Annotated in this window: 23 protein-coding genes and 2 tRNA genes; 10 read left to right on the forward strand and 15 right to left on the reverse strand. The window is 72.4% G+C overall.

Annotation, left to right across the window (positions count from 1 at the left end):
- The first annotated feature begins 28 nt into the window (after positions 1-28).
- The 4 genes from ehuD (at position 29) to ACZ4NB_RS31480 (ending at position 2,806) form a co-directional block, all read left to right on the forward strand.
- Positions 29-646 carry an ectoine/hydroxyectoine ABC transporter permease subunit EhuD gene (gene ehuD / locus ACZ4NB_RS31465; protein ID WP_467666489.1) on the forward strand — a complete coding sequence of 206 codons (618 nt, stop codon included), beginning with the start codon at positions 29-31 and terminating at the stop codon, positions 644-646.
- Positions 636-1,463: an ectoine/hydroxyectoine ABC transporter ATP-binding protein EhuA gene (gene ehuA, locus ACZ4NB_RS31470; protein ID WP_467666444.1), complete on the forward strand. Its 828-nt coding sequence runs from the start codon at positions 636-638 to the stop codon at positions 1,461-1,463. Before ehuD ends, ehuA begins: the two co-directional genes overlap by 11 nt.
- A gap of 435 nt (positions 1,464-1,898) precedes the next feature.
- Positions 1,899-2,657 (forward strand): IclR family transcriptional regulator, encoded by a 759-nt coding sequence (locus tag ACZ4NB_RS31475; protein WP_467666445.1) that lies wholly within the window; start codon positions 1,899-1,901, stop codon positions 2,655-2,657.
- 75 nt (positions 2,658-2,732) lie between these two features.
- Positions 2,733-2,806, forward strand: a tRNA-Lys gene (locus ACZ4NB_RS31480).
- A 93-nt stretch (positions 2,807-2,899) separates the two neighbouring features.
- Here the strand turns inward: ACZ4NB_RS31480 and ACZ4NB_RS31485 are convergent.
- The 3 genes from ACZ4NB_RS31485 to ACZ4NB_RS31495 form a co-directional block, all read right to left on the reverse strand.
- On the reverse strand, positions 2,900-3,493 hold the full coding sequence (locus tag ACZ4NB_RS31485) for a lytic polysaccharide monooxygenase auxiliary activity family 9 protein (RefSeq protein WP_467666446.1): 594 nt from the start codon (positions 3,491-3,493) through the stop codon (positions 2,900-2,902).
- A 195-nt stretch (positions 3,494-3,688) separates the two neighbouring features.
- A complete protein-coding gene (locus ACZ4NB_RS31490) occupies positions 3,689-4,915 on the reverse strand; it encodes a hypothetical protein (RefSeq protein WP_467666447.1) in 1,227 nt (408 codons plus the stop codon).
- Positions 4,915-5,334: an SsgA family sporulation/cell division regulator gene (locus ACZ4NB_RS31495; RefSeq protein ID WP_467666448.1), complete on the reverse strand. Its 420-nt coding sequence runs from the start codon at positions 5,332-5,334 to the stop codon at positions 4,915-4,917. The genes ACZ4NB_RS31490 and ACZ4NB_RS31495 overlap by 1 nt, the downstream gene beginning before the upstream one ends.
- 456 nt (positions 5,335-5,790) lie before the next feature.
- Between ACZ4NB_RS31495 and ACZ4NB_RS31500 the strand changes: the two genes are divergently transcribed.
- The 3 genes from ACZ4NB_RS31500 to glxA all read left to right on the forward strand — a co-directional run bounded on the left by ACZ4NB_RS31500 (position 5,791) and on the right by glxA (position 10,449).
- Positions 5,791-5,864 (forward strand) — tRNA-Lys (locus ACZ4NB_RS31500).
- Positions 5,865-6,568: 704 nt separating this feature from the next.
- Positions 6,569-8,485, forward strand: coding sequence for a glycosyltransferase family 2 protein (locus ACZ4NB_RS31505; RefSeq protein WP_467666449.1), 1,917 nt, complete (start codon positions 6,569-6,571; stop codon positions 8,483-8,485).
- Positions 8,482-10,449 (forward strand): radical copper oxidase GlxA, encoded by a 1,968-nt coding sequence (gene glxA, locus ACZ4NB_RS31510; RefSeq protein WP_467666450.1) that lies wholly within the window; start codon positions 8,482-8,484, stop codon positions 10,447-10,449. Before ACZ4NB_RS31505 ends, glxA begins: the two co-directional genes overlap by 4 nt.
- 219 nt (positions 10,450-10,668) lie before the next feature.
- Here glxA and ACZ4NB_RS31515 read toward each other — a convergent pair whose 3' ends face one another.
- From ACZ4NB_RS31515 to ACZ4NB_RS31525, 3 genes are all read right to left on the reverse strand, one after another.
- Entirely contained in the window at positions 10,669-11,748 is a 1,080-nt protein-coding gene (locus ACZ4NB_RS31515) for a glycoside hydrolase family 6 protein (protein ID WP_467666451.1), read from the reverse strand.
- A gap of 178 nt (positions 11,749-11,926) precedes the next feature.
- Entirely contained in the window at positions 11,927-12,313 is a 387-nt protein-coding gene (locus ACZ4NB_RS31520) for a hypothetical protein (RefSeq protein ID WP_467666452.1), read from the reverse strand.
- The gene (locus ACZ4NB_RS31525; RefSeq protein ID WP_467666453.1) at positions 12,303-12,677 is read right to left on the reverse strand and encodes a hypothetical protein; all 375 of its coding nucleotides are present in this window, start codon (positions 12,675-12,677) and stop codon (positions 12,303-12,305) included. The genes ACZ4NB_RS31520 and ACZ4NB_RS31525 overlap by 11 nt, the downstream gene beginning before the upstream one ends.
- 371 nt (positions 12,678-13,048) lie before the next feature.
- Here ACZ4NB_RS31525 and ACZ4NB_RS31530 point away from each other — a divergent pair, with 371 nt between their 5' ends.
- Positions 13,049-13,831: an HAD-IIA family hydrolase gene (locus ACZ4NB_RS31530; RefSeq protein ID WP_467666454.1), complete on the forward strand. Its 783-nt coding sequence runs from the start codon at positions 13,049-13,051 to the stop codon at positions 13,829-13,831.
- Positions 13,832-13,984: 153 nt separating this feature from the next.
- Here the strand turns inward: ACZ4NB_RS31530 and ACZ4NB_RS31535 are convergent, their stop codons facing one another.
- The 8 genes from ACZ4NB_RS31535 to ACZ4NB_RS31570 all read right to left on the reverse strand — a co-directional run bounded on the left by ACZ4NB_RS31535 (position 13,985) and on the right by ACZ4NB_RS31570 (position 21,946).
- On the reverse strand, positions 13,985-15,055 hold the full coding sequence (locus tag ACZ4NB_RS31535; protein WP_467666455.1) for a 2-aminoethylphosphonate ABC transporter substrate-binding protein: 1,071 nt from the start codon (positions 15,053-15,055) through the stop codon (positions 13,985-13,987).
- A gap of 39 nt (positions 15,056-15,094) precedes the next feature.
- Positions 15,095-15,892: an ABC transporter permease gene (locus ACZ4NB_RS31540; RefSeq protein ID WP_467666456.1), complete on the reverse strand. Its 798-nt coding sequence runs from the start codon at positions 15,890-15,892 to the stop codon at positions 15,095-15,097.
- A complete protein-coding gene (locus tag ACZ4NB_RS31545; protein ID WP_467666457.1) occupies positions 15,879-16,811 on the reverse strand; it encodes a 2-aminoethylphosphonate ABC transporter permease subunit in 933 nt (310 codons plus the stop codon). Before ACZ4NB_RS31545 ends, ACZ4NB_RS31540 begins: the two co-directional genes overlap by 14 nt.
- Positions 16,801-17,967, reverse strand: a complete 1,167-nt coding sequence (locus tag ACZ4NB_RS31550; RefSeq protein ID WP_467666458.1) for an ABC transporter ATP-binding protein — start codon at positions 17,965-17,967, stop codon at positions 16,801-16,803. Before ACZ4NB_RS31550 ends, ACZ4NB_RS31545 begins: the two co-directional genes overlap by 11 nt.
- Before the next feature lies 1 nt (position 17,968).
- The gene (locus ACZ4NB_RS31555; protein ID WP_467666459.1) at positions 17,969-18,679 is read right to left on the reverse strand and encodes a phosphonatase-like hydrolase; all 711 of its coding nucleotides are present in this window, start codon (positions 18,677-18,679) and stop codon (positions 17,969-17,971) included.
- Positions 18,676-19,797: a TIGR03364 family FAD-dependent oxidoreductase gene (locus ACZ4NB_RS31560; protein ID WP_467666460.1), complete on the reverse strand. Its 1,122-nt coding sequence runs from the start codon at positions 19,795-19,797 to the stop codon at positions 18,676-18,678. The genes ACZ4NB_RS31555 and ACZ4NB_RS31560 overlap by 4 nt, the downstream gene beginning before the upstream one ends.
- Positions 19,798-19,939: 142 nt before the next feature.
- A complete protein-coding gene (locus tag ACZ4NB_RS31565; protein ID WP_467666461.1) occupies positions 19,940-20,710 on the reverse strand; it encodes a GntR family transcriptional regulator in 771 nt (256 codons plus the stop codon).
- Between the two features lie 99 nt (positions 20,711-20,809).
- Positions 20,810-21,946, reverse strand: coding sequence for an ROK family transcriptional regulator (locus ACZ4NB_RS31570; RefSeq protein ID WP_467666462.1), 1,137 nt, complete (start codon positions 21,944-21,946; stop codon positions 20,810-20,812).
- A gap of 56 nt (positions 21,947-22,002) precedes the next feature.
- Between ACZ4NB_RS31570 and ACZ4NB_RS31575 the strand changes: the two genes are divergently transcribed.
- Complete coding sequence (locus ACZ4NB_RS31575) at positions 22,003-23,142, forward strand: Gfo/Idh/MocA family oxidoreductase (protein ID WP_467666463.1); 1,140 nt, start codon at positions 22,003-22,005, stop codon at positions 23,140-23,142.
- Positions 23,139-23,612 (forward strand): heme-degrading domain-containing protein, encoded by a 474-nt coding sequence (locus ACZ4NB_RS31580; RefSeq protein ID WP_467666464.1) that lies wholly within the window; start codon positions 23,139-23,141, stop codon positions 23,610-23,612. Before ACZ4NB_RS31575 ends, ACZ4NB_RS31580 begins: the two co-directional genes overlap by 4 nt.
- On the opposite strand, the gene ACZ4NB_RS31585 is transcribed toward ACZ4NB_RS31580, so the two are convergent.
- Positions 23,609-23,914 carry a DUF6087 family protein gene (locus tag ACZ4NB_RS31585; protein WP_467666465.1) on the reverse strand — a complete coding sequence of 102 codons (306 nt, stop codon included), beginning with the start codon at positions 23,912-23,914 and terminating at the stop codon, positions 23,609-23,611. The two genes, ACZ4NB_RS31580 and ACZ4NB_RS31585, sit on opposite strands and share 4 nt — an antisense overlap.
- Positions 23,915-23,954: the final 40 nt, after the last annotated feature.

Genomic DNA, 23,954 nt, shown 5'->3' on the forward strand with positions numbered 1-23,954 from the left:
CTGGTCGTGGAGCTACGTCGGCGACATCATGCCCGACCTCCTCAAGGGGCTGTGGATCACCGTCCAGGCGACGATCTACGGTTCGCTGGTGGCCTTCGCGCTCGGGCTGGTGTGGGCGCTGGCCCTGCGCTCGCCCAGCCGCTGGGTGACCTGGCCGGTCAGCGCCGTCGTCGAGTTCGTCCGCAACACCCCGCTGCTGGTGCAGCTGTTCTTCCTGTTCTTCGTGCTGCCGAGCTGGGGGCTGACCTTCGCGCCGCTGACCACGGGCGTGATCGGTCTGGGCCTGCACTACTCGACGTACACCGCCGAGGTCTACCGCGCCGGCATCGACGGCGTACCGCCCGGCCAGTGGGAGGCCGCCACGGCGCTGAGCCTGCCGCGCCGGCGCACCTGGATCGCGGTGATCCTGCCGCAGGCGTTCCGCCGGGTGGTGCCCGCGCTCGGCAACTACGTCATCGCGATGTTCAAGGACACGCCGATGCTGGCCGGCATCACCGTCGCCGACATGCTCTTCCAGGCGAACAGCATCAGCGCCACCACCTTCGACTACCTGGAGCCGATCACCGTCGTCGGCATCCTCTTCGTCGTCATCTCCTACCCCACCTCCCTGCTTCTGCGAGCCCTGGAGCGTCGTCTTGTCCGCTGACAGCAATCCCCCCAAGGACCACTCCGAGGAAGCGGCCGCCCCCGCAGGGGAGGGCACCGAGCTGATCCGCTTCGACAACGTCACCAAGCGCTTCGGGGCCAACACCGTCCTGGACGCGCTGGACTTCACCGTCTCCCCGGGCAAGCACGTCACCCTCATCGGCCCGTCCGGCTCCGGCAAGACCACGATCCTGCGGCTGCTGATGACGCTGCTGAAGCCGGACGAGGGCACCATCAAGGTCGGCGGCGAGTACCTGACGCACGAGGAGAAGGGCGGCAGGCTCGTACCGGCCGGGGAGAAGCACACCCGGGAGGTCCGCAAGAACATCGGCATGGTGTTCCAGCAGTTCAACCTCTTCCCCAACATGAAGGTGCTGCGCAACATCACCGAGGCGCCGGTGCACGTCCTGGGCATGAGCAAGGACGCCGCCGAGGAGCGGGCCCGCGAGCTGCTGGACCTGGTGGGGCTGACCGAGCACCTCGACAAGTACCCCACCCAGCTCTCCGGCGGCCAGCAGCAGCGGGTCGCCATCGCCCGCGCGCTGGCGATGCGCCCGCAGGTGCTGCTGCTGGACGAGGTGACCTCGGCGCTCGACCCGGAGCTGGTGGCCGGGGTGCTGGACGTGCTGCGGGACATCGCGCACACCACGGACATCACGATGCTGTGCGTCACCCACGAGATGAACTTCGCCCGGGACATCTCCGACGACGTCCTGATGTTCGACGCCGGCCGGGTCATCGAGTCCGGCTCCCCGGAGAAGATCTTCACCGAGCCGGAGCACGAGCGCACCCGGGAGTTCCTGAGCGCGGTGCTGTGAACCGCGCGCCATCGGCGCGGTGAGAGGTGGTGCGTCCCGGCCGGGGCGCACCACCTCTCGCGTCCCGCGCATGGCGAGAAGGCGATGACGACGTCCTGAGCCGGCGCTCGCGTCATCTGACGGAACCAGCCGCGAGAATGGCCGATTCCGCACCCTCGCAGGGGCCGTCTGCCGGTTCCGCCCCGGCGCGACCGGGTGCCACCGGTGTGTGCAGTGACCCCGCACCTGCCTTCGTGACCTTGGCATATGCCAGAGTCTCAAGCCCCAGTACAGAAATCCGAGACGCACTGCTTTTCAGTCAAGACCCCCTCCATCGAGGGCCGTTGACCGCTATCGTGATAGCAGCCTCGTTGTCCGGGCGCGGTCGCGCATGTGCCGACCGTGCCGCTCAGCGCGGTCACGACGCAAGCGGTAACAACCTGCTAGGGGGACACCGTGGCGCTGAAGCCCGAGCCGACCGCGCCGTTCCATTCGGTGCAGTACGCCCTTCGCGTGCTCGAAACGATCTCCCGGCACGCCGGTGGCGTGACGGATGCGCAGATCGCCCGGGAGACCGGCCTGCCCCCGGGCCAGCTCGCCCACATGCTGTCGATGCTGCGGCGCGAGGGCTATGCCGAGCAGCTCACCGACGGCGCCTATATCGTCGGTGAATCGCTCCTGCTCCTGGGGTCGGGAGGCGACCGCGACCGGGCCTTGCGCGACAAGCTGCAGGCGACCCTCGACCAGCTGCGCGACTCGGTCGGCGCGGCGGTCTACATCAGCCGGTACATCGACGGCGAGGTCAAGATCCTCCACTACGCCGACGGACCGCTGGCCCCCAAGGTCAACGAGTGGGCCGAGTTCCACCGCACGGCGCACGCCAGCGCGGTCGGCAAGTGCCTGCTCGCCCAGCTCGACCACGACGGGCGCAAGGACCACCTCTCACGGCACAAGACCGCCCGGCTCACGTCCCGGACGATCACCAACGAGAAGGTCCTCTTCCACAAGCTCGACAGCCAGCCGCCGACGGTCCCCGTCCTGGATCTTCAGGAGTACGCCGTCGGCACGGTCTGCGCGGCCGTACCGATCACAGCCGGCGCGACGGTCGGCTGCCTCGCGCTGTCCATGCCGCTGGAGCACGCCCACCGCCTGCGCCAGGCGGCCGACACCCTCAACCGCAAGGCCGCGCCGGTACTGCTGTCGCTGGCGATCTGAGCGCTGCGCGGGCGTCCCGGCGGGCGGTGGTCATGAGCACCCCTCTCGACCAGGTAGTATTTCTTTCGTCAGCGCGCGCCGCTAGCTCAGTTGGTTAGAGCAGCTGACTCTTAATCAGCGGGTCCGGGGTTCGAGTCCCTGGCGGCGCACGTAGGAAGTGGGCGTTTCCGGTTCTCCGGGAACGCCCACTTCGCTCTGTCCGGGGTCCTTCCCGGGGGGGAGGCGGGGAGGCCCGCCGGGGGTCAGGAGAGGTCGACGTCCGAGCAGGCGTAGAAGGCGTTGCCGGTGTCGGCGATGTTCCAGACGCCCAGGATCAGGTGCCGGCCGGACTTCTGGGTGGGGACGGTGCCCTGGTGCTGGACGGTCTCGCCCGGCCGCGCGCCGCCCATGGGGACCGTCATGAACGGCTCGGGTTCGAGGTCGGCGCGGGTGAGCGGCTTGCTCGGGTCGTAGCCGTCCTTGGTGATGAAGTACGCAAAGTCGGTGGTGGCGTGGCGCGCCGTCAGCCGCCAGGTGAAGGTGTAGCCCTGACCCGGGGAGAGCTTGGTGCCGGGCCACTTGCCGCCGCGCGGATCGTCCAGTTCGGCGAAGTTCTCATGGCCGCCGGAACAGATCTTGCCGTCGGCGGGGCCGGCCGCCGGGAAGCCCTTGGGGGCCTCGACGCTCTGCGGCTCGTACTGGATCGCGCCGCAGTCCTTGACGGCGCCCTGGGCGCAGAGCGCCTGCCGGCTGGGGGGTGCGTCGCTGTAGCCGTGACTGGCGGCGCTGCCCGTGGAGAGCAGGGAGACACCGAGGACGCCGAGGCCGATCACGGCGGCGCCGATCTTTTTGCGCATGCTTCGCTCCTGAAGGACGTGGGGGAGGTTCCGTGAGCCGAGGAGGGAGGTGCGGGAAGCGCGGTCTAGACCAAACGGCACACTAGACACTGCCACTGGTCATGTCCAGACCAATGACAGTGTCCGGTGTGCCGATGTGCGCCCGCACCGCGCGCGAGCGGCGGGCGGGGCTGGCGGGGCTGGCGGGCAGGGGCGTCAGGCGGCCGCCGGGAACGGGTCCGTCGCGGGGCGGGCGGCGGCCTGGACCAGCGCCGTGTAGGTGCGGCGCAGGGCGATCAGCGACTCCTGGGCCTCGCGGTAGACGGCCGCGTCGGGACCGCCGCGGTGGGCGAGGGTGCGGACGGGGGCGCAGTGCCGGTCCATCGCGCTGAGCCAGGCGCGGTGCTGCGCCGGCAGGTGGCGGCGCAGCAGCTGGCGCCGGCCCTCGCCCATGCGGCGGCCGCCGATGCCCAGCACCGCGTCGGCGGCCTGCAGCACCGGGGGTTCCAGGGCGCCCTGCTCGGCGAGCGCGCCGAGCACGGCCCGCTGCTGCGGCGTCGCGGGCGCGGCCGCCAGCTCGGCCGCCTCGGCGTGGAGCTGGGCGCGCAGGGCGTGCTGGACGCGGACCAGGCGGCGCAGCGCCGTGGGGGTGGAGCAGTCGTCGGGCGAGCGGCCGGCGAGGGTCTCGGCCAGCCGGAAGAGCCAGATGCCGTGCGCCTCCAGCCGGGTCGCGGCCAGCATCAGCCGGTCGAGCCGGCTGAGCGGCTGGCCCTCCGGGGCCCAGCGCACGATCGGTACGAGGGCTTCGGTGCGGGCCAGCTGGTCGATGGGGATATGGCGGCGCGGTTTGCGTTCGGGGGCCCAGTTGTGGAGGGCGAGGGTGGGCAGCGCGACGAACTGGTCGTGGTCGATGCGGTGTGCGATCGCCGCCCACAGGTCGAGGAACGCCTCCTCGGCGACCTGGCGGGCGGCCGGGGCCTGCGGGTCGAGCCCGCACCATCCGCACGAGACCGCGATCACCGCGATCCGCATGGCGGCCGCCTCGGCGTTGCGCAGGGAGAGGCGGGAGACCCGCTGCCGCAGGGCGGCCAACTCCTCGTCCCGGCGGGCGCGTTCGACCAGCGCGATCGCGGCCTGCCGGTCGGGCGCGACGGCGGCCGCCCGGGCCATGGCGTCCAGCCTGGTCCAGGTGCCGATCATGGAGCGGACCGGCGGCCGCTCGGGCAGGAAGCCGTGTGCGCAGGGGTCGTGCGGCGCGGGTGCGGCGGAGTCCGCGGGGGCGGCGGGCGGTATGCCGGAGCCGGGGGCCGGTATGGGCACGCCGGACCGGGCGCCGGCTTCCGGGCCGGCAGCGGTCACCGCCCGCGGCCCGGCCTCCCTCGCCCGCGCGGCCTCGGCCGCCACCTCGTCCATGGCCGTCGTCATCATCGCCGTGCCCCCCATCAGCACTTCCCCGCCAGCAGTCGGGCCAGGTGGGTGTCCAGGTCGAGGAAGCGGTCCTCGCGGCCGGGCGGCACGATCGCCGCCGTCTGCTCCAGCCAGGCGGTCAGCTCCGTCGCGCGCACGGACAGCTCGCACACCGAGCCGCCGGTGCACAGCTCCATGTGGACGCGGCGGACATCGCCCGGCCGGCGGAAGGCCCACACCCGTACGTCCCCCTCGCCCACCTCGCCGGACAGCCCCTCCAGCAGCAGGTCGCGGGCGAACCGCCAGGTCGAGACCGTGCGGCCGCGACTGAGGAAGGCCACCTCGACCTCGTACGGGCGGTCGCTGCGGTAGCCGAACCGGCCGGCCACCGGAACGGCGTCGTGCGGCCCGAGGAGGAGCTGCATCTCAAGGGTGCGCTTGGCTGTCGACACCATGACGATCAACCTTTCCGACGGAGGGGCGAGTCCCGGTGACCCGGTCCGGGGCGCGCGTCCTGGCAGACGTTGCTGTGGTGGGTGGGGTTGCGGGAGGTGCGGGAGGAGTGACGGACGCCATGGCCGGCCCCCTCCTCGCTCGTGTGCGTTCCTTCGCCCCGGCGCTGGCCTCAGCCTCTCAACCGGCGGGAGATATCGCATGTTGACGGGGCAACCGATGCCCTACGAGCACACACGCGCCGAACTCGATCCTCACAGAGCAATTCGGGCGGTCCGGCGGCCGAAGGTCCCAAGATCACGGGACTTACGGCCCGCATGGGGAGGGGGCCCGGTGCGGTATGACACCCGGACGAAAAGGGCGCGAGTGGCGGGGATCACATGAACCGAGCGCGTGGGCGGCCGGGTGCTGGGTACGGAGCACCCTCCGAGTTCGTGTAAAGTTCTTCAGGTCAGCGCGCGCCGCTAGCTCAGTTGGTTAGAGCAGCTGACTCTTAATCAGCGGGTCCGGGGTTCGAGTCCCTGGCGGCGCACGTAGGAAGTGGGCGTTTCCGGTTCTCCGGGAACGCCCACTTCGCTATGCCCCGGCGACGGCCGACGGCTCCTTGGCCACCTCGCGGGCGCGGGCGATCCGCGAGGTGGCCGGCACAGCGGGAGCCGCGCGGAGGCGGGCGGGGCGGCGACGCGCATATCGCACGGCAGGGCGACGGCCATGCGTTCGGCCGATTTCCGGACAGGCGGAGGCCACCCCTCCGGAGGCGGCGAACGAGTCGAACCCGTCATGACATGACGAACCGGACTCCACCGCGGCGTCGAGCGGGACCTCTCGGCCATCGAGTCAAGGCCCGCCGGAAAGCGGACAGTTGCAGTCACCGCCGGACTCAAGTCTTGCGCGCTGCGCCATACATCGTCCCGCCTTGCACACTCTTGTCCGTATACCCTTCGGCCCGTCTTGCGATCATGGGGCCGGTTCGGGACCCTGACCTGGGAACTCGGCTGAAAAGTGGCAGGGTTCCGGCGAGTTGGGACAGGAAACGCCGGTTGGCGTGATGTGGACGCGGGGAGCCCGCCGCTTGGCAGGATCGACGGGGCGTTCATCATGCAACCGGAAGACGGCCGTCACCGTCCCACGGTGTGGGCGGCCGACACCAGTGAGCCCGAGTCGGTCGAGGGGGACCGAGACTCGGGCCGTCAGCAATCGGCACGCAGCCCCCGCTGCGTGCGGGGGGATGGACTCATGACGTCGCCGCATGACGGCGCCCGGCCGCAGCCACCGTACGACCCGTCCGCCACGGCGCGCCTGCGCGTGCCGCGCCAGCACTGGCAGCGGCGGACCCAGCGCAAGCCGCTGCCGCGCTACGACTACGAGCACTACAGCCGGCTGGCCGGGCCGCTCACCCAGCCCGACCCGGACAAGCCCTACACGGTCCGCTACCGCTCGCTGCTCGCCGGCGAGCCGCACCGCATCCGGGCGGCGCTGCTGCTCGGCGCGGCCCCGCTGCTCTCGCTGGGCCTGCTCGCCTGGCTGCTCCAGCCCGATCACTGGACCCAACGCGACTACCCCGCGTATGAGTTCCTGCCGGTGCTGGACACCGTCATGCTGGTCTCGATCGCGCTGATCGAGTTCTTCCGGTGCATGAACGTGCTCTCCAACGCGCACGCCACGCTCGTCGCCCGCGACCCCGTGCCGGTCATACCCGAGAGCGGCACCCGCGTCGCCTTCCTGACCTCCTTCGTGCCCGGCAAGGAGCCGTTGGCGATGGTCACCAAGACCCTGGAGGCGGCGGTCCGGGTGCGCCACCGCGGTCTGCTGCACGTCTGGCTGCTGGACGAGGGCGACGACCCCGAGGTCAAGGAGGTCTGCCAACGCCTGGGAGTGCACCACTTCACCCGCAAGGGCGTGCCGGAGTGGAACCAGGCCAAGGGCCCGCACCGCGCCAAGACCAAGCACGGCAACTACAACGCCTGGCTGGCCGCGCACGGCGACGACTACGACTACTTCGCCTCGGTCGACACCGACCACGTCCCGCTGCCCAACTACCTGGAGCGGATGCTCGGCTTCTTCCGCGACCCGGACGTCGGCTTCGTCATCGGCCCGCAGGTCTACGGCAACTACGACACCTTCGTCACCAAGGCGGCGGAGTCCCAGCAGTTCCTCTTCCACGCGCTGATCCAGCGGGCCGGCAACCGCTACGGCGCGCCGATGTTCGTCGGCACCTCCAACGCCGTACGCATCAGCGCCCTCAAGCAGATCGGCGGGCTGTACGACTCGATCACCGAGGACATGGCGACCGGCTTCGAGATGCACCGGCACCGCAACCCGGCGACCGGCAGGAAGTGGCGCTCGGTGTACACACCGGACGTGCTGGCGGTCGGCGAGGGGCCGACGGCCTGGACGGACTTCTTCACCCAGCAGCTGCGCTGGTCGCGCGGGACCTACGAGACGATCCTCAAGCAGTTCTGGAAGGCGCCGTTCACGCTGCCGCCGGGCCGGCTCTTCAACTACACCATGATGGTGATCTTCTACCCGATGTCGGCGCTGAACTGGATCCTGGCGGCGCTGAGTTGCGCGCTGTTCCTGGGCCTGGGGGCCTCCGGCGTCCAGATCGACCCGTCGGTGTGGATGATGCTCTACGGCAACGCCTCGGCGCTGCAGATCGGGCTGTACGTCTGGAACCGCCGGCACAACGTCTCGCCGCACGAGCCGGAGGGGTCCGGCGGCGTCGCCGGCATGGTGATGTCCGCGCTGTCGGCGCCGATCTACGCCCGGTCGCTGTTCGACGCCGTACTGCGCCGCAAGAGCAAGTTCGTGGTCACGCCGAAGGGCGACTCCTCCAGTCCGGACACGCTCTTCGGCACCTTCCGGGTGCACCTGTTCTTCCTGCTCGTCTTCGGGGGCTCGCTGGGTGCCTCCTTCGTCCTGGGGCACAGCCATCCGGCGATGATCACGTGGGCGTCGCTGGCGCTGCTGATCACGGCGGCGCCGATCGCGGCCTGGCGGCTGGGCGTACGGCAGGCACGGCGGAAGGCGGCCGCCGGTGACGCCGGCGCCTCGGCCGCGGAGGACGGTACGAGCCCCGCCGACCCGGCCGCCGACCAGCCCGCCGCCACCGACCAGACCATGCAGATCGCCCTTGGGGGACGTCACACATGAAGTACCGTCCGAGCCGTCGCACCCGCAGAGTGGCGATAGCGACCGCGGTGGTGCTCGCGCTGGCCGGGATGAACGGGCCGGCCCTCTACGGCTTCGCCTCCGAGCAGTACCACGAGTACAAGATCAACAAGCCCGAGTACAAGGCGGCGAACGGCCACTGGGACGTCGTCGACGTCCCCGACAAGTACCGCATCAACACCATCCACGCGGCCCTGCTGCACACCGGCAAGGTGCTGCTGGTCGCCGGCTCCGGCAACAACGCCGCGAACTTCAAGGCCAAGTCCTTCCGCACGGTGCTGTGGGACCCGGAGAAGAACACCTTCAAGAACATCCCCACGCCCAAGGACCTCTTCTGCGCCGGGCACACCCAGCTCCCGGACGGCAAGCTGCTGGTCGCCGGCGGTACGCAGCGCTACGAGAAGCTGCAGGGCGATGTGAAGAAGGCCGGCGGCCTCATGATCATCTACAACGAGAACCCGGACGGCCCGAGAACCTTCCCGGCCGGCACGCTCTTCACCGGCAAGCAGAACGGCAAGACCTTCACCTCCAAGGACCCGGTCGTGGTGCCGCGGGCGAAGAAGACCAAGGACCCGGCGACCGGCAGGGTGACCGTCACCCACAGCGAGGCCCGGGTCTATGTCGAGGCGCTCAAGGACGGCCCCGCGCACTCCACGGGCGCCCAGGACAACTACCGCATCCACGGCCTGACCGGCGCCGACGCCCACAACTTCTACGGCATCGCGCAGAAGCTCTCCTTCGACAAGAAGGACTTCCAGGGCATCAAGGACTCCTTCGAGTTCGACCCGGTGGCCGAGCGCTATGTCCCCGTCGACCCGATGAACGAGGCCCGCTGGTACCCGACGCTGACGACCCTGCAGGACGGCAAGGTCCTCTCCGTCTCCGGGCTGGACGAGATCGGGCAGGTCGTCCCCGGCAAGCAGGAGATCTACGACCCGGCGACGAAGAAGTGGAGCTACCTCCCCCGGCAGCGCTTCTTCCCGACCTACCCCGCGCTCTTCCTCACCGACCGGGGCCGGATCTTCTACACCGGCTCCAACGCCGGCTACGGCCCGGACAACATCGGCCGCACGCCCGGCATCTGGGACCTGAAGTCCAACACCTTCCAGGTCGTGCCCGGGATGAGCGATCCGAAGATCCTGGAGACGTCGATGTCGGTGCTGCTGCCGCCCGCCCAGAACCAGCGGTACATGGTGCTGGGCGGCGGCGGGGTCGGCGAGGACCCCCGCTCGACGGACAAGACCCGGATCGTGGATCTGCACGCCCCCGCACCGCGCTTCCAGGACGGGCCGCCGCTGTACGCCAAGGCCCGCTACCCGAGCAGCGTGATCATGCCGGACGACTCGGTGCTGACCACGAACGGCTCCGGCGACTACCGCGGGCGCAGCGACTCCAACGTCCTCAAGGCGGAGATCTACGATCCGGGGTCCAACACCGCCCGGCAGGTGGCCGACCCGCTGGTGGGCCGCAACTACCACTCCGGCGCGCTGCTGCTGCCGGACGGCCGGGTGATGACCTTCGGCTCCGACTCCCTCTACGCCGACAAGGACAACACCAAGCCGGGCGTCTTCCAGCAGCAGATAGACCTCTACACACCGCCCTACCTCTTCCGGAAGTCGCGCCCCGAGCTGACGTCCTCGGGCGGGGCCGCCAGGACCGTCCCGCTCGGCGGCACCGCGACGTTCGGCGCCCCGCACGCCGACGCCATCAAGAAGATGCGGCTGATCCGGCCCGGCTCCTTCACCCATGTCACCAACATCGAACAGCGGTCGATCGCGCTGGACTTCACCGTGACGAAGGGCAAGGACGGTGTGACGGTCACCCTGCCCAAGGACCCCTCGCTGGTGCCGCCCGGGTGGTACATGCTCAACGCGGTCGACGGGTCGGGCACACCGTCGAAGGCGGTGTGGCTCCGGGTTCCCGTGGCGGGGCAGGGGCAGAGCTAGGGCCTGTCCGATGGGTCGGGGTCGGAAAGGCCGCGGCGTCTGGTGCGGTGCATCGCAAGGCGCCGGAGCGTCTCGATAGCGGAGCTATCGGGATGATTCGGCAACGCCGCGAGGTGCCGTGCCAGGCGTCGCGGGCCCGGCCAGGACCCATCGGACAGGCCCTAGCCGGCCTCCGTCGTGGCCGGGCGCGGTGGGCCGCCGCGCCCGGCACCCGGACGGCTACTTCGCCCGACGGGCCAGCTCCAGGGCGTACTTCGGCCACCACTCCCCCGCCTTCGGGCCGCCCTTGCAGGTGCCGTCGGACTCTCCGGGGCGCTTGATCCAGAGGAAGGCGGCTATCCGGGGATCGCCGGTCCTGGTGGTGGGCGGGGTGCCCAGGGCGCGGCCGGGTGGGTTGCACCAGTTCTCCCGGTCGTCGCCGCCGGGGGCCGGGCCGTTGCCGTTGCGGCTGGTGTCGATGACGAAGGGCTTGCCGCCGACGAGGTCGGAGAGCCGCCTGCCGTACTTCGCGTTCTCCTTCGTGGTCTGGTAGTTGGAGATGTTCAGCGCGAAGCCGTCGGCGCGGTCGATGCCGGCCCGCTTGAGCGGTTCGACCATCGCGCCCGGGTCCTTGATCCAGTGGGGGTTGCCGGCGTCCAGATAGACCTTGGTGTGCGGGAGCGCCTTGAGTTTGCCGACGGCCTCCGTCAGCAGGGCGTAGCGCTCCTCGTGGAACTGCTGCGGGGTGCACTTGTCCGCGATGTGCGGCAGCGCGTCGGGCTCCAGGACGACGGTGGTGGCGCGGTCGCCGATGCCCTTGAGGACACCGTCCAGCCAGGCGCGGTAGGCGTTGCCGTCGGCGGCACCGCCCTGGGAGTAGCTGCCGCAGTCGCGGTGCGGGATGTTGTAGAGGACCAGCAGCGCCTCACGGTCGGCCTTGGCGGCCGCCTGGGTGAAGCCGCGGGCCTCGCCCTGCGGGTCGTCGACGCCGATCCACTCGGCGACCGGCTGCGCGGCGATCCGGTCGACGAGCCGGGCGTCGGCGGCCTTGCCGTCCTTGCCGTACGCGGAGACCTGGCGGGCCGCCCTGCTGTCGGGGTTGACCCAGTACGGGGCGACGGACTTGGGGCGCTGCCCCGGTCTGCCGGGGACCCGGTCGTCGCCGTCGTCGCCCGACGAGGAGCAGCCGGCGAGCAGCAGTGCGGCCAGCGCCCCCACCACCGCCGTGCGCGCCAGCGCGCCGCGGCGCGCCGTACGCCACCGGTCGCGGCCCGGGACCGGTGGTCCGCTCCCGGCAGCCCTTCGAAGATCGCCGTACATCCACTCCCCCCTCGGAGCACTGATCCGGCCGGCGCGAGACCACCGGCCAGAAACCATCGTGGCACACGGCCACCCGCCGGAGCCGGGCTGTGGACAACCCGTCCACAGGCGGCTACCGCGCTTGACGAATGCCGGTCGTAGGAGGTCGTGGCGGCCGGTCGCAGGGAGCCCGCACGGCTCAGCCGCGGGTCGGCTCCGGCGCCCGGGGGCGATCCTGATGACGCGTCAGGCAGGCGGACAGCAGGACCAGGTCCGGATCGTCCGCCCGTTCACCGCGGACGCCGTCGCCGCCCTCGCCCCCGATGCCGCCGACGCTGAACAACCGGAGTGCGGAGGGGCCGCGTCGGCGGTCCGCGCAGGCCGTGTGGGGGTCGAGGCGGCGTACGGCGCTCCGGTAGGGCGAGGGGCGCCCCACGGCGGCCACATCGCCGGTCGTGGCGTGCCGCGCGGCCGGCCCGTCCGGCATGCCGCGCCCCCACAGCCACCCTGTCAGCAGCAGCACCGCCCAGGCCGCACCGGCCAGCAGCCTCCCGGCGCCGCGGCGCACGTCCTCCTCAGCGCTCATCGGCCTCGCCGCCCTGCCGTTCGCGGCGCAGTCGCAGCCGCAGCCGCAGCAGCTGCCCCGCGACGACGAGGACGGCGCCGCCGGCCAGCACCAGGCCGACGGCCGAGGTGCTGCTCAGTTCGCCGCGCTGGGTGACCCTGGCGGCCGGACCGGTACGCGTCCGGTCGCCGTCGGCCGGCCCCGCGGAGCCGTCCTCGGCGAGCGGTGCGACCTCGCGCCCCGGGGCGGGGGCGGCCGGGGCCGGGGCCGGGGCGACGTGGACCGCTTTGGTCCCGGCTCCGCGTGCGTCCTCGCCGTACGCGGGCGCCGTCGTCACCGCGCAGGCCGCGACCGCGGCACAGAGAGCAAATTGCGGTGCGCGCATGGTGAACCTCCGATAATTCCGAAGGTCCGCCCGCGCGCGCGCCACCGCATCCCGGTGCGGCCCGGGGCTGCGCCGTTCGGGTGGCGCCCGGCGCGCCAGGGGTGTCTTCCCCCAGGCGCAGCGCCGGGCCCCGTACGGCCGCCGGCCCGCGTCAGACCAGGTCGACCGGATCCGCGATCGAGTCCACGACCCGGGACGGCCGGAAGGGCCGCATCCGCCACACCTGGCGGCCGTTGGCCCCGGGACGTGGCCGTCACCGTGAGCCGCGGTGGACGAATCAACCGGCTTTCCCCCCTGGCTACTCTGGGGGCGTCGCGGCACAGTGTCGTCCCGGCGCCCCAGCAGGCCCTTGCGTACAGGAGACCGGCAACATGGCAGAACGTAAGCCCATCGAATCGTGGCTCAGCGACATGGACGGCGTACTGATGCACGAAGGTATTCCGGTGCCGGGAGCGGACGCTTTCATCAGGAAGCTCCGTGAATCAGGCAAACCCTTCCTGGTCCTGACCAACAATTCGATCTACACGGCCCGGGACCTGCACGCCCGGCTGAACCGTATCGGCCTGGACGTGCCTTCGGAGAACATCTGGACTTCCGCCCTGGCCACTGCGAAGTTCCTCGATGACCAGCACCCCGGCGGCTCGGCCTATGTCATCGGGGAAGCCGGCCTGACAACCGCTCTGCACGACGTCGGATACGTGCTCACCGACATGGAGCCCGACTTCGTGATTTTGGGCGAAACGCGAACCTACTCGTTCGAGGCCATGACGAAGGCCGTCCGACTGATCAACGACGGCGCCCGGTTCATCGCGACGAACCCCGACGAAACGGGCCCCTCGGCTGAGGGCGCTCTCCCTGCCACCGGGGCCGTCGCGGCGCTGATCACCGCGGCTACCGGGAAGAAGCCGTACTTCATCGGCAAGCCGAATTCCCTGATGATGCGGACCGCGCTCAACACGATCGGGGCGCACTCGGAGACCAGCGCCATGATCGGCGACCGGATGGACACGGACATCCTCGCCGGCCTGGAGGCCGGGATGGAGACCTTCCTCGTTCTCACCGGGCTCACGGCGACCGAGGAGGAGGTCAACCGCTACCCGTACCGGCCCACCCACGTCAAGGACTCCATCGCGGACCTGGTCGACTACATCTGATCGACAGGTGCTCTGCACACTGCGGGCAGATGACTCGGGCCGCCAGGGCGAGCCTTCAGGGCGCAGGGCCGTCCCGTCATCCCCGGCGATCACCTCCGTCGAGGCCCGTGCGCCCGCCCGCGAGGGGAGGGGCACGGGCCTCGGGGCCGCCGGTCAGCTCTTCGTGGCCGTCTTCCAGGCGGTCACGTAGGAGTCCAGGTTCTTGTCGATGTCGTTCCAGTCGGGCTGGAAGACCTCCACCCCGTCCATGAGCGCGGCGAGGGCCTTGGCGTGGGGGTCGGTGGCCTTGATGTCCTTGCGGGCGGCGAAGCCGCCGCCGATCGCGGAGACCTGGCGCTGGACGGGCTCGGAGAGCAGGTAGTCCAGGAACTTCTCGGCGTTGGCGCGGTGCGGGGCGTTCTTGACCAGGCCGGCGGCGTAGGGCAGCGCGAAGGTGGTGGGCCGGCCGCCGGGCTTCGCGGCGGGGAAGAAGATGCCCTGGTTCGGCATCGACTTCATGTTGGCGTAGTTCATCTGGACATCGCCGTTGGCGACCAGGAGTTCGCCCTTGTCGGTCTTGGGGGCGAGCTGGCCGGTGGAGGAGGACGGGCCGACGTTGTTGGCCTGGAGCCTGCCGAGGAACTTCATGGCCGGTTCCTGGCCGCCGAAGTCGTGCAGGGCCTTGATCAGGACGGCGGTGCCGTCGCCGGCGACTCCGGGCGTGGAGTACTGGAGCTTCTGCGCGAACCTGCGGTCCAGCAGGTCCTGCCAGGTGGCGGGGGCCTTCGCCAGCTCCTTCTTGTTGTAGATGAAGCAGAAGTAGTTGTCGACGACCGAGGTCCACCGGCCGGCCGGGCTCTTGTCGCCGGCGGCCACCTGGTCCGCGCCCTTGGGACGGTAGGTCTGGAGGAGGCCCTTGCCGTCGGCCTGCTGGATGAAGGGCGGGAGGGTGACGACGACGTCCGCCTTGGTGTTGGCGCGTTCGCGGGCCAGGCGCTGCACGGCCGCGCCGGAGCCGGACTCGACGTAGTTGACCTTGATGCCGGTCTTCTTCTCGAAGCCCTTGAAGACCTGGTCGTAGAAGCCGTCGCCGTTCTCGCTCTTGAGGCCGTCGGCGCTGTAGACGGTGATCTCCTTGGCGTTCGGATCGGCACCGGAGGCGCCGCAGGCGGTGAGCGCGGCGGCGAGGGCGAGGGCGCCGCAGCAGGCGGCGAGCGGCTTGGCGAGCGGGCGGTGTACGGACATGGCGAGGTAACTCCTCAGCAGGGCACGGGTGTCGGGCGTTCAGCGGTAGGTGGCTCGGGTGCGGATGCGGGAGACGGCGAACAGCGCGAGCAGCGTGGTGGCCATCAAGGTCACCGCGAGGGCGGCGCCCGCGAAGAGGGAGCCGCGGTCGGTGGCGGCGAAGATCATCACCGGCAGCGGCATCCAGTCGGGGGGATAGAGCATCATCGTGGCGCTCACCTCGCCCATGGACAGGGCGAAGCAGAGGCCGGCGGCCGCGGTGAGGGACGGCAGCAGCAGAGGCAGCTTGATCCGCCACAGGACGACGGCGGGGCGGGCGCCGAGGCCGGCCGCGCTCTGCTCGTACGCCGGGTCGAGGCGGGCCAGCGCGGCCGTCACGGACTGGTAGGCGAAGGCGGTGACCAGCACGCCGTGGGCGATGACCACGATCTGGGGGGTGCCGTTGAGCAGGAACGGGGGCCGGGAGAAGGCGACGAGGAGGGAGAGGCCCACCACGACGGAGGGCACCGCGACGGGCAGGAGGAAGAGCGCGTCGAGCAGGCGGCGGGTGCGGCGGCCCAGCCTCGCGAAGGCCAGCGCGGCCCAGGTGCCGGCCGTCAGTGCGGCGGCGCTCGCCGCCAGGGCGGTCAGGACGCTGGTGAGCAGGGCGCCGAGCGCGTCGCCCCGGGCGATGTCCTGATAGTGGGTCAGGGTCGGGCCGGAGGGCAGGGCGCCGCTCCAGCTGGTCGCGAGGGACGCGCCGACGATCACCAGCAGGGGCAGCGCGAAGACGGGGACGAAGAGGGCGAGGAAGAGGAAGTGGACGGCCCGGCGGGCGGACCTGCTATGCACCAGCACGGCGGGGGGCACCTCCGGTGTGCGAGCCGGCTCGGCCGCCCGTACGGGACATCACGGTCCGGTAGAGGGCGTAGAGCGCGACGGACAGCGCGATGTTGACGACGGCGACGACGCAGGCTCCGGTGTAGTCGCCGTCGAGGATCGCCTTGGTGTAGACGAGCATCGGGAGGGTGACGACGTCCTTGGCTCCGGTGAAGAGCACGATGCCGAACTCGTTGAGGCACAGGACGAGCACCAGCGCACCGCCCGCCGCCAGCGACGGCAGCGCCTCGGGCAGGATCACCGTCCGCACGATCCGCCACGGCCGGGCGCCCAGCGACGCCGCGGCCTCCAGCTGACCGGTCTCCATCTGCGCGAACGCGGCGAGCAGCGGGCGCATCACGAACGGGGTGAAGTAGGTGACCTCGGCCAGCAGGACGCCCCAGGGGGTGTGCAGGAACGCAAGCGGCCCGTGGGCGGCGCCGGTCAGATCCGTCCACAGGCCGTTGGCCACGCCGACGGTGCCGTAGAGGAACAGCAGGGCGAGGGTGATCAGGAAGGACGGGAAGGCCAGGAAGACGTCGATGAAGCGGCCCAGCGCCCGGCCGCCGGGGAGCGGGACGAAGGCGATCACCAGGGAGAGCGCCAGGCCCAGCAGCAGCGCGCCGGCGGTGGCGCCGGCGGCGATCAGCACGGTGGTGGCGAGCGCGTCGCGGAAGGACGCCTCGGCGAAGACCTCCGCGTACGGGGCGGTGGAGGGGCCGGCGCCGTCGGGGGTGAACGACTGCCACACCACCAGTGCCAGGGGGTAGAGGAAGACCACGCCGAGGACGGCGACGGGCGGCAGGGCCCACAGGGCGGTCCTGGCCTTCGGTGGGCGGGGGCGCCGCTCCGGTGCCGCCGGACCGCGCGCCGCCACCGCCGTGGTGTCAGCGGCCATGGCGTCCACCGTCCTCGCACCCCGGGGCGGCCGGTGCGAGCCCGGCCGGTATCAGCACCGCGTCCTGCGGCGCGAAGTGCAGCACGGTCTCGTCGCCCGGCACCGGGGGCCGGCGCAGTTCGCGTACGTCGGCCAGGACGCGGTGGCCGTCGACGGACACCTGCAGCCGGTGGGTGGCGCCGCGCCACTGCACGTCGGTGAGCGTGCCGCACAGCGCGTTGCCGGGGATGTCGCCGGCGCCCAGCCCGACCAGGTGCGGGCGCACGCACAGCGTCGCGCCGGCCCCCTCGGCCAGGCCCTTCGGCACCGGCACGGCCAGCCGGCGCCCGCCGAAGTCGACGCCGTCGCCGCGCACGGTGACCGGCAGCAGGTTCGCGGTGCCGACGAAGGACGCGGTGAACTCGCTGCGCGGGCGCCGGTAGAGCTCCTGCGGGGTGCCGCACTCGCGCAGCCGGCCCCCTTCGAGCACCGCGATCCGGTCGGCCAGGGTCAGCGCCTCGACCTGGTCATGGGTGACGTAGAGGATCGTCACGTCCGGCAACTCCCGGTGCAGCCGGGCGAGTTCGGCGAGCATGCCGGAGCGCAGCTGGGCGTCGAGGGCGGAGAGCGGCTCGTCCAGCAGCAGCACGCCGGGCCGGATGGCCAGGGCCCGGGCGATGGCGACCCGCTGCTGCTGGCCGCCGGAGAGCTCGCGGGGGTGCCGGCCGGCGTAGGCGGCCATGCCGGTCATCTCCAGCGCCTCGGCGACCCGGCCGGGGATCTCGGCGCGCGGGGTCTTGTGCGCCCGCAGGCCGAAGGCGACGTTCTCGGCGACCTTCATATGCGGGAAGAGCGCGTACTGCTGGACCACCATGCCGATGCCGCGCCGGTGGGGCGGCAGCCCGGTCACGTCCCGGCCGCCGATCAGCACCCGCCCCGAGGCCGGCTGGACGAACCCGGCGACCGCCCGCAGTGCGGTGGTCTTGCCGGAGCCGGACGGGCCGAGCAGCGCCATCACCTCGCCCGGTTCGACGGTCAGGTCGAAGGAGTCCAGGACGGTGTGGTCGCCGCGCCTGCCGTAGCCGACGGTGACGCGGTCGAAGCGGATGCCCGACGCGGGCCGGGCCGGGGGCACGTCGGCGGCCCTGGCGGACGCGGCGGCGGCTGGGGCGGTCATCTCACACCACCCCCAGCAGCGCGGGCAGTTCGGCGACCGATCCCAGGACGTGGGTGGCCCCGGCGGCGGTCAGCCGGTCCGCGTCGTGCGCCCCGGTGAGCACTCCGGCGACGACCGAGGCGCCGGCGCGGCGGCCGGAGAGCATGTCGTAGGAGGTGTCGCCGGCCACCGCGATCCGCTGGACGGAGTCGGTGGCGCGGGTGCGCAGCAGCGCGGCGAGGACCATGTCGGGGTAGGGGCGGCCGCGCCCGCCGGCGTCGGCCGGGCACAGGGTCAGCTCGACCAGGTCCTGCCAGCCGAGCGCGGCGAGGATGGCGTCCTGGGTGACCCGGGCGAAGCCGGTGGAGAGCACGACGGTGCGGCCGGCCGCCCGGAGCGCCTCGATGGCCTCGCGGGCGCCGGGGACGGGGGCGATCCGCCCGCCGTCGACCAGCTCGCCGTACGCCGTCTCGAAGGCGGTGTTGGCGCGGTGGGCGGCAACCTCGTCGCCGAAGAGGTGCCGGAAGACGGAGATCTTGGACTCGCCCATGGTGGCGCGCACATGGGCGAGCTGCTCGGCGTGCTCGGCGCTGCCAGGCTCGACGCCCATGTGCCGGGCGGCGGCGTCGAAGGCCCGCTCGACCAGGCCGCCGTCGGCGACGGTGGTGCCGGCCATGTCCAGGACGACCAGCTGGATGTCGTGGTCGGGGGTGTACTGCGGCAACTCGCTCACCATCCCAGTGCGTTCGCGGTGGTCTCGGCGATGGCCGGGGAGCAGGTCATTCCGCGCCCGCCCGGCCCGGTGACCAGCCAGACGCCGTCGCGGGCCTGCTGGCGGTGGACGATCCGGCCGGTGTCGGTGCACTGGGCGTAGACCCCGGCCCAGCGGTGGCGGATCCGCGGCAGCGGGCGGCCCAGCAGTGTTTCGACGACGCCGGTCAGATGCTCGTAGGGCTCCTCGACGGTGTCGAAGGCGAACGGCGCCTGGTACTCGTGGGTGTCGCCGATGGTCAGGCCGCCGTCGGCGCGCTGGACCATGAGCAGCTGCATCTTGTGCTCGGCGGCGGTCGGCGCCTGGGCCTGGCCGGCGTTGAGCGCGTCCAGGGCGTCGCTTCGGTAGGCCGGGTAGTAGCGGAAGCTGTCGGCGTCGGCGACGGAGGTGGGCAGCTCCTCGCCGAGCGGGTCGGTCTGCATCATCTGCAGCCGCACCCGGCGCACCGGCAGGTCGGGGACCAGCTCGCGGACCAGGCCGCCGAGCCAGGCGCCGGTGCACAGGACCACCGCGTCGCCCTGGTGGAGTTCGTTGTGGTCGTCGCGTACGGCCCGCTCGCCGACCACCTCGCGGACCTCGCGGCCGCCGAGGTAGGTGTAGCGGCCGGACGCCAGCAGGGCCTCCTTCAGGGCGCGCTGGGCGGTGCGCGGCTCCACGGCGGCGTCCCGCTCGCACCACAGGGCGCCGGTGAAGTCGCCGCGCAGGGCGGGGTTGAGGGCGCGGGCCTGATCGGCATCGAGCAGCCGGTAGCCGCGGTCGGCGGCGTCGGGGCGGCGGGCGGCGGCCTCGGCGACCGCCCGTTCGGCGTCGGTCCTGACCACGGTCAGCGAGCCGTTGGCGCGGAAGCCGAGTGCGGGGACGCGGGCGCCGATGCCCTCCCACAGTTCGCGGGCGCGCAGGGCGCACTCCAGCTCCTCGCCGCCGGCCCGGCCGCTGATCCAGATCTGTCCGAAGTTACGGACCGAGGCACCGCGGGCCTCGGCCTCCCGTTCGAGGTGCAGGACCTCGTGGCCCCGCTCGATGGCATGCCAGGCGTGCATGGTCCCCAGCACGCCGGCTCCGACAACTATGACTCGCATGCCCCAGACGGTCGTGGCGGCGGATGGCCCGTGCGGGGTCGTTCGGCGACGCGAAGGTGAACGGGGTCCCAAACTTGGCCTAGACCCGTTACCCTTTCGTGATATTCACGGGCGGGGTGTGCGCGCTCCGCGGCCCCCCGCCTCAGCCCTGCGCCGGCGTGCCCAGGTGGGTGGTGAAGGAGAACCGGTCGCCCCGGTAGAGGGAGCGCACCCGCTCCAGCGGGCGGCCCCGGGTGTCCCGGGACAGCCGGTGGATCAGCAGCATGGGCAGCGCGCCCGGCGTGCCGATCAGCAGCGCCTCGCGCGGGGTGGCGAGCACGGTCTCCAGCCGCTCGTCCGCGTCGCCGAAGCCGATGCCCAGCCGCTCGTGGAGGTAGGCGTAGAAGGACGAGTCCGGTACGAAGTCGGCGTCCAGGTCCGGGACCCGCTCGACCGCGACATAGGTGCTCTCCAGCCCGACCCGCTCGTCGTCGGCGAGCAGCACCCGCTCCATGTGCCATACCGCGTCCCCGACCGCGAGGCCCAGATCGTCGGCGAGCGCGGGCGGGCAGGGGAAGCGGTCCAGGCCGACGAGGTGCCGGCCGGGCCGGCGGCCCTGGCCGCGTACGCCCTCGGTGTAGCTGGCCAGGGACAGCGGCTGCGCCAGCTTGGGTCCGGCCACGACCGTGCCGCGCCCCAGCCGCCGCAGCCGCCCCTCCAGGACCAGCTCGCGCAGGGCCTGGCGCAGCGTCTCGCGGGAGACCTCCAGGCGCGCGGCCAGCTCGCGCTCGGTGGGCAGCACCTCCCCCTCGCCCAACTCGTCGAGCAGCGCGGCGATTTCGACCTTGGCCGCGTAGTACTTGGGGATACGTCCGTGCTCGGGGACGCCGGACCGGACGGGTGCGCCAGGATCCTGGCCGTAGGGGAACTCCACGGCGCGATCCTCGCACCCGCGGCTGCGGCATCCGGGGAGCGGGGTGCGCCGCCCGGATGACGGGGCGGGCGGCCGCGGCTCACCCGGGGCGGGGCGGCGTCATCCGAAGAGGGGGGCGAGGACCAGCTCCGCCGCGCCGTCCGCGACCGCCCGGGGGCCGCCGCGGGCGAGGGCGACGGACACCGCGGATCCGGCGCCGGCGCTGCCGCGGGTGCGCGCCTGGGCGGCCAGCTCGCGGGCCACGCCGCTCAGGAACGGCTCGGGGGCGTCGAGCACGGTGCGGCCGCCGAGCAGCACCCGGTCGATGTCCAGCAATTCGACGAGGTTGGCGGCGCCGACGCCCAACGCGCGGGCTGCGCCGGGCAGATCGCCGCGGGCCACCGCCGCCAGGCACAGCGCCTCGATGCAGCCGCGCCGGCCGCAGCCGCAGCGCGGACCGTCCAACTGGACGATCTGGTGGCCGAATTCACCGGCGCCGGTGCGCGGGCCGCGGTAGAGGCCGCCGTCCAGCACCAGCCCGGCGCCGAGGCCGGTGCCGAGGTGCAGATAGCCGAAGGAGCCGGTGCCGGCGGGCAGGGCGCGGGCCAGGCCGAGCGCCGCGGCGTTGGTGTCCTTGTCGAGCGCGACGGGCAGGCCGAGCCGGGCGGCGAAGGCGTCCCGCAGGGGGAAGCCGTCCCACTGGGGGGCGCCGGTGACGCGGTGCAGCACCCCGGTGGAGTGGTCCAGCGGCCCGGGGCAGGCCACCCCGGCCCCCAGCACCAGCGGCCCGCCGGCCTGCGCGAGCAGCTCCGCGACCTCGCGTTCGGCCGTGGTGAGCACCTGCTCGGCGCCCGCTTCGAACGCCAGCGGCGCCTGTCGCACCGCGACCGCGCGGCCGGCGAGGTCGGCGAGCACGGCCGTGAGCTCGTCGCGGTCCAGGTGCAGACCTATCGCGTGCCGGGCGCCGGGGACCAGGCGATGGACCGTGGCGGGCTTGCCGCCCGTGGAGGCGCGGCGGCCCGCCTCGGCGGCCAGGCCCTCGGCCCGCAGCCGCGCGGTGATCTTGCTGACGGCCTGCGGGGTGAGCCCCGTGTGCGCGGCGAGCTCCAGCCGGCTGACCCCCTCCTCGCCGGCCGCCCGCAGCAGCCCCAGGACCAGCGCGGTGTTGTGGCCGCGCAGCGCGGGGAGATTGGCGCCCGGGCTGCCGGTGAAACCGCCCTGGCGGGAGGCGCGGGAGGGGATGTCATCGCTGCTCACCCGCCCATTGTCGGCGGTGGCTTGCACTTTGGCAACAGCGTTGCTTAAGTAGGGGCATGAGTGAGACGAGCGAGGAGAGTGCGATGAGCCGCCCCACCGGTACCCCCGCCCCCGGCGACCCGCTGCGCGTCGGCCTCCTCGGCTACGGCCTGGCGGGCTCGGTCTTCCACGCCCCGCTGATCGCCGCCACCGACGACCTGCTGCTCGACACCGTCTCCACCTCCGACCCCCAGCGGCAGGCGCAGGCCCGCGCCGAGCATCCGCAGGTGCGTACGGTCGCCACCCCGGAGGCGGTGCTCGACCGCGCCGCGGACCTGGATCTGATCGTGCTCGCGACGCCCAACAAGACCCATGTGCCGCTCGCCACCGCCGCGCTGGAGGCCGGTGTGCCGGTGGTCGTCGACAAGCCGCTGGCCGCGACCGCCGCCGAGGCCGAGAAGCTCGCCGCGCTCGCCGAGGAGCGCGGACTGCTGCTGTCGGTCTTCCAGAACCGCCGCTGGGACAACGACTTCCGCACCGTCCGCAAGCTGATCGAGGACGGTGCGCTCGGCGACATCACGCGCTTCGAGTCCCGCTTCGAGCGCTGGCGGCCGCAGCCCAAGGGCGGCTGGCGCGAGTCCGGCGACCCGGCGGAGATCGGCGGGCTGCTCTACGACCTCGGCAGCCACCTCGCCGACCAGGCGCTGACCCTCTTCGGCCCGGTCGTCTCCGTCTACGCCGAGTCCGACATCCGCCGCCCGGGCGCGGAGGCCGACGACGACACCTTCATCGCCCTCACCCATGCCGGCGGCGTCCGCTCCCATCTGTGGGTGAGCGCCACCACCCCGCTGCTGGGCCCCCGCTTCCGGGTGCTCGGCACCAAGGCCGGCTACACCAAGCACGGTCTGGACCCCCAGGAGGCCGCGCTGCGCGAGGGCCTGCGGCCCGGCACCGAGGGCGTGGAGTGGGGCGTGGAGCCGAAGTCCGGCTGGGGCCGGATGGGCGCCGGGGCCTCCCCGCGGTCCGGGGGCGGCGAGCCCGTACCGACCCTGCCCGGCGACTACCCCGCGTACTACACCGCGATCGCACGAGCCCTGCGCGAGGGCGGCACGCCGCCGGTGACCGCCGCCGAGGCCGCGGCCGCGCTGCGCGTCCTGGAGGCCGCCAGGCTCTCCGCCGCCGAGGGCCGTACGGTCCGGATCGAGGCGGGCGCGTGACCAAGGCGCCCACGACGGACGAGGTGCGCGCCCTCGAAGAGCACGAACGGCGCCTGGTCTTCGACAGGTTCGGCAACGACGACGCCTGGGAACTGGGCGCGCTGCTGGTGACGCTGGCGCGCGAGCGCGGCGCCGCGGTGACGATCGGGATCCGGCGCGGCGCCCAGCGGCTGTTCCACTGCGCACTGCCGGGCACCTCCGCCGACAACGACGCCTGGATCGCCCGCAAGTCCGCCGTCGTCGAGCACTACGGCGAGTCCTCGTTCCTGGTCGGCGCCCGCTTCCGCGCCAAGGGCCGTACGTTCGAGGACTCCTCGCGGCTGGACACCGACCGCTTCGCCGCGCACGGCGGGGCGTTCCCGGTCCGGCTGCGCGGAACGGGGGTGGTGGGGGTGGTCGCGGTGTCGGGGCTTCCACAGGCGGAGGATCACGCGCTGGTGGTCGAAGCGGTGCGTCGGCACTTGGGCTAGTACTCCGGCTTTGGCGCCTGGGGCTTGCGGTGCTTGCCAGTGCCTGCGCCGAGCTTGGGCGCCGACCCCGAGGCCGACGGCTCGATGACCTCGGGGTGCAGGACCTTTTTCGCCTCGGCGAGGTTGGACGCGAATCCGTGGGGCTCCCAGGAGTACCCGTTCCATCGCTGGATGGCGCGGGGAGCATCTGGATTCAGATGCGAGCCTTTGAGGCCGTCACCGGAGACGAGAGGAGTCGCACGGAGCCGCCCGACCTTCGCGTCACGGCGTTCCGCCCATTCCGACAGCGGTTCGTCGTCCATCTCGCTTCCCTACGATTCGGCGGCTGCTCCCAGGAGGGTA

The organism is Streptomyces sp. NPDC026575 (genome assembly GCF_055567415.1).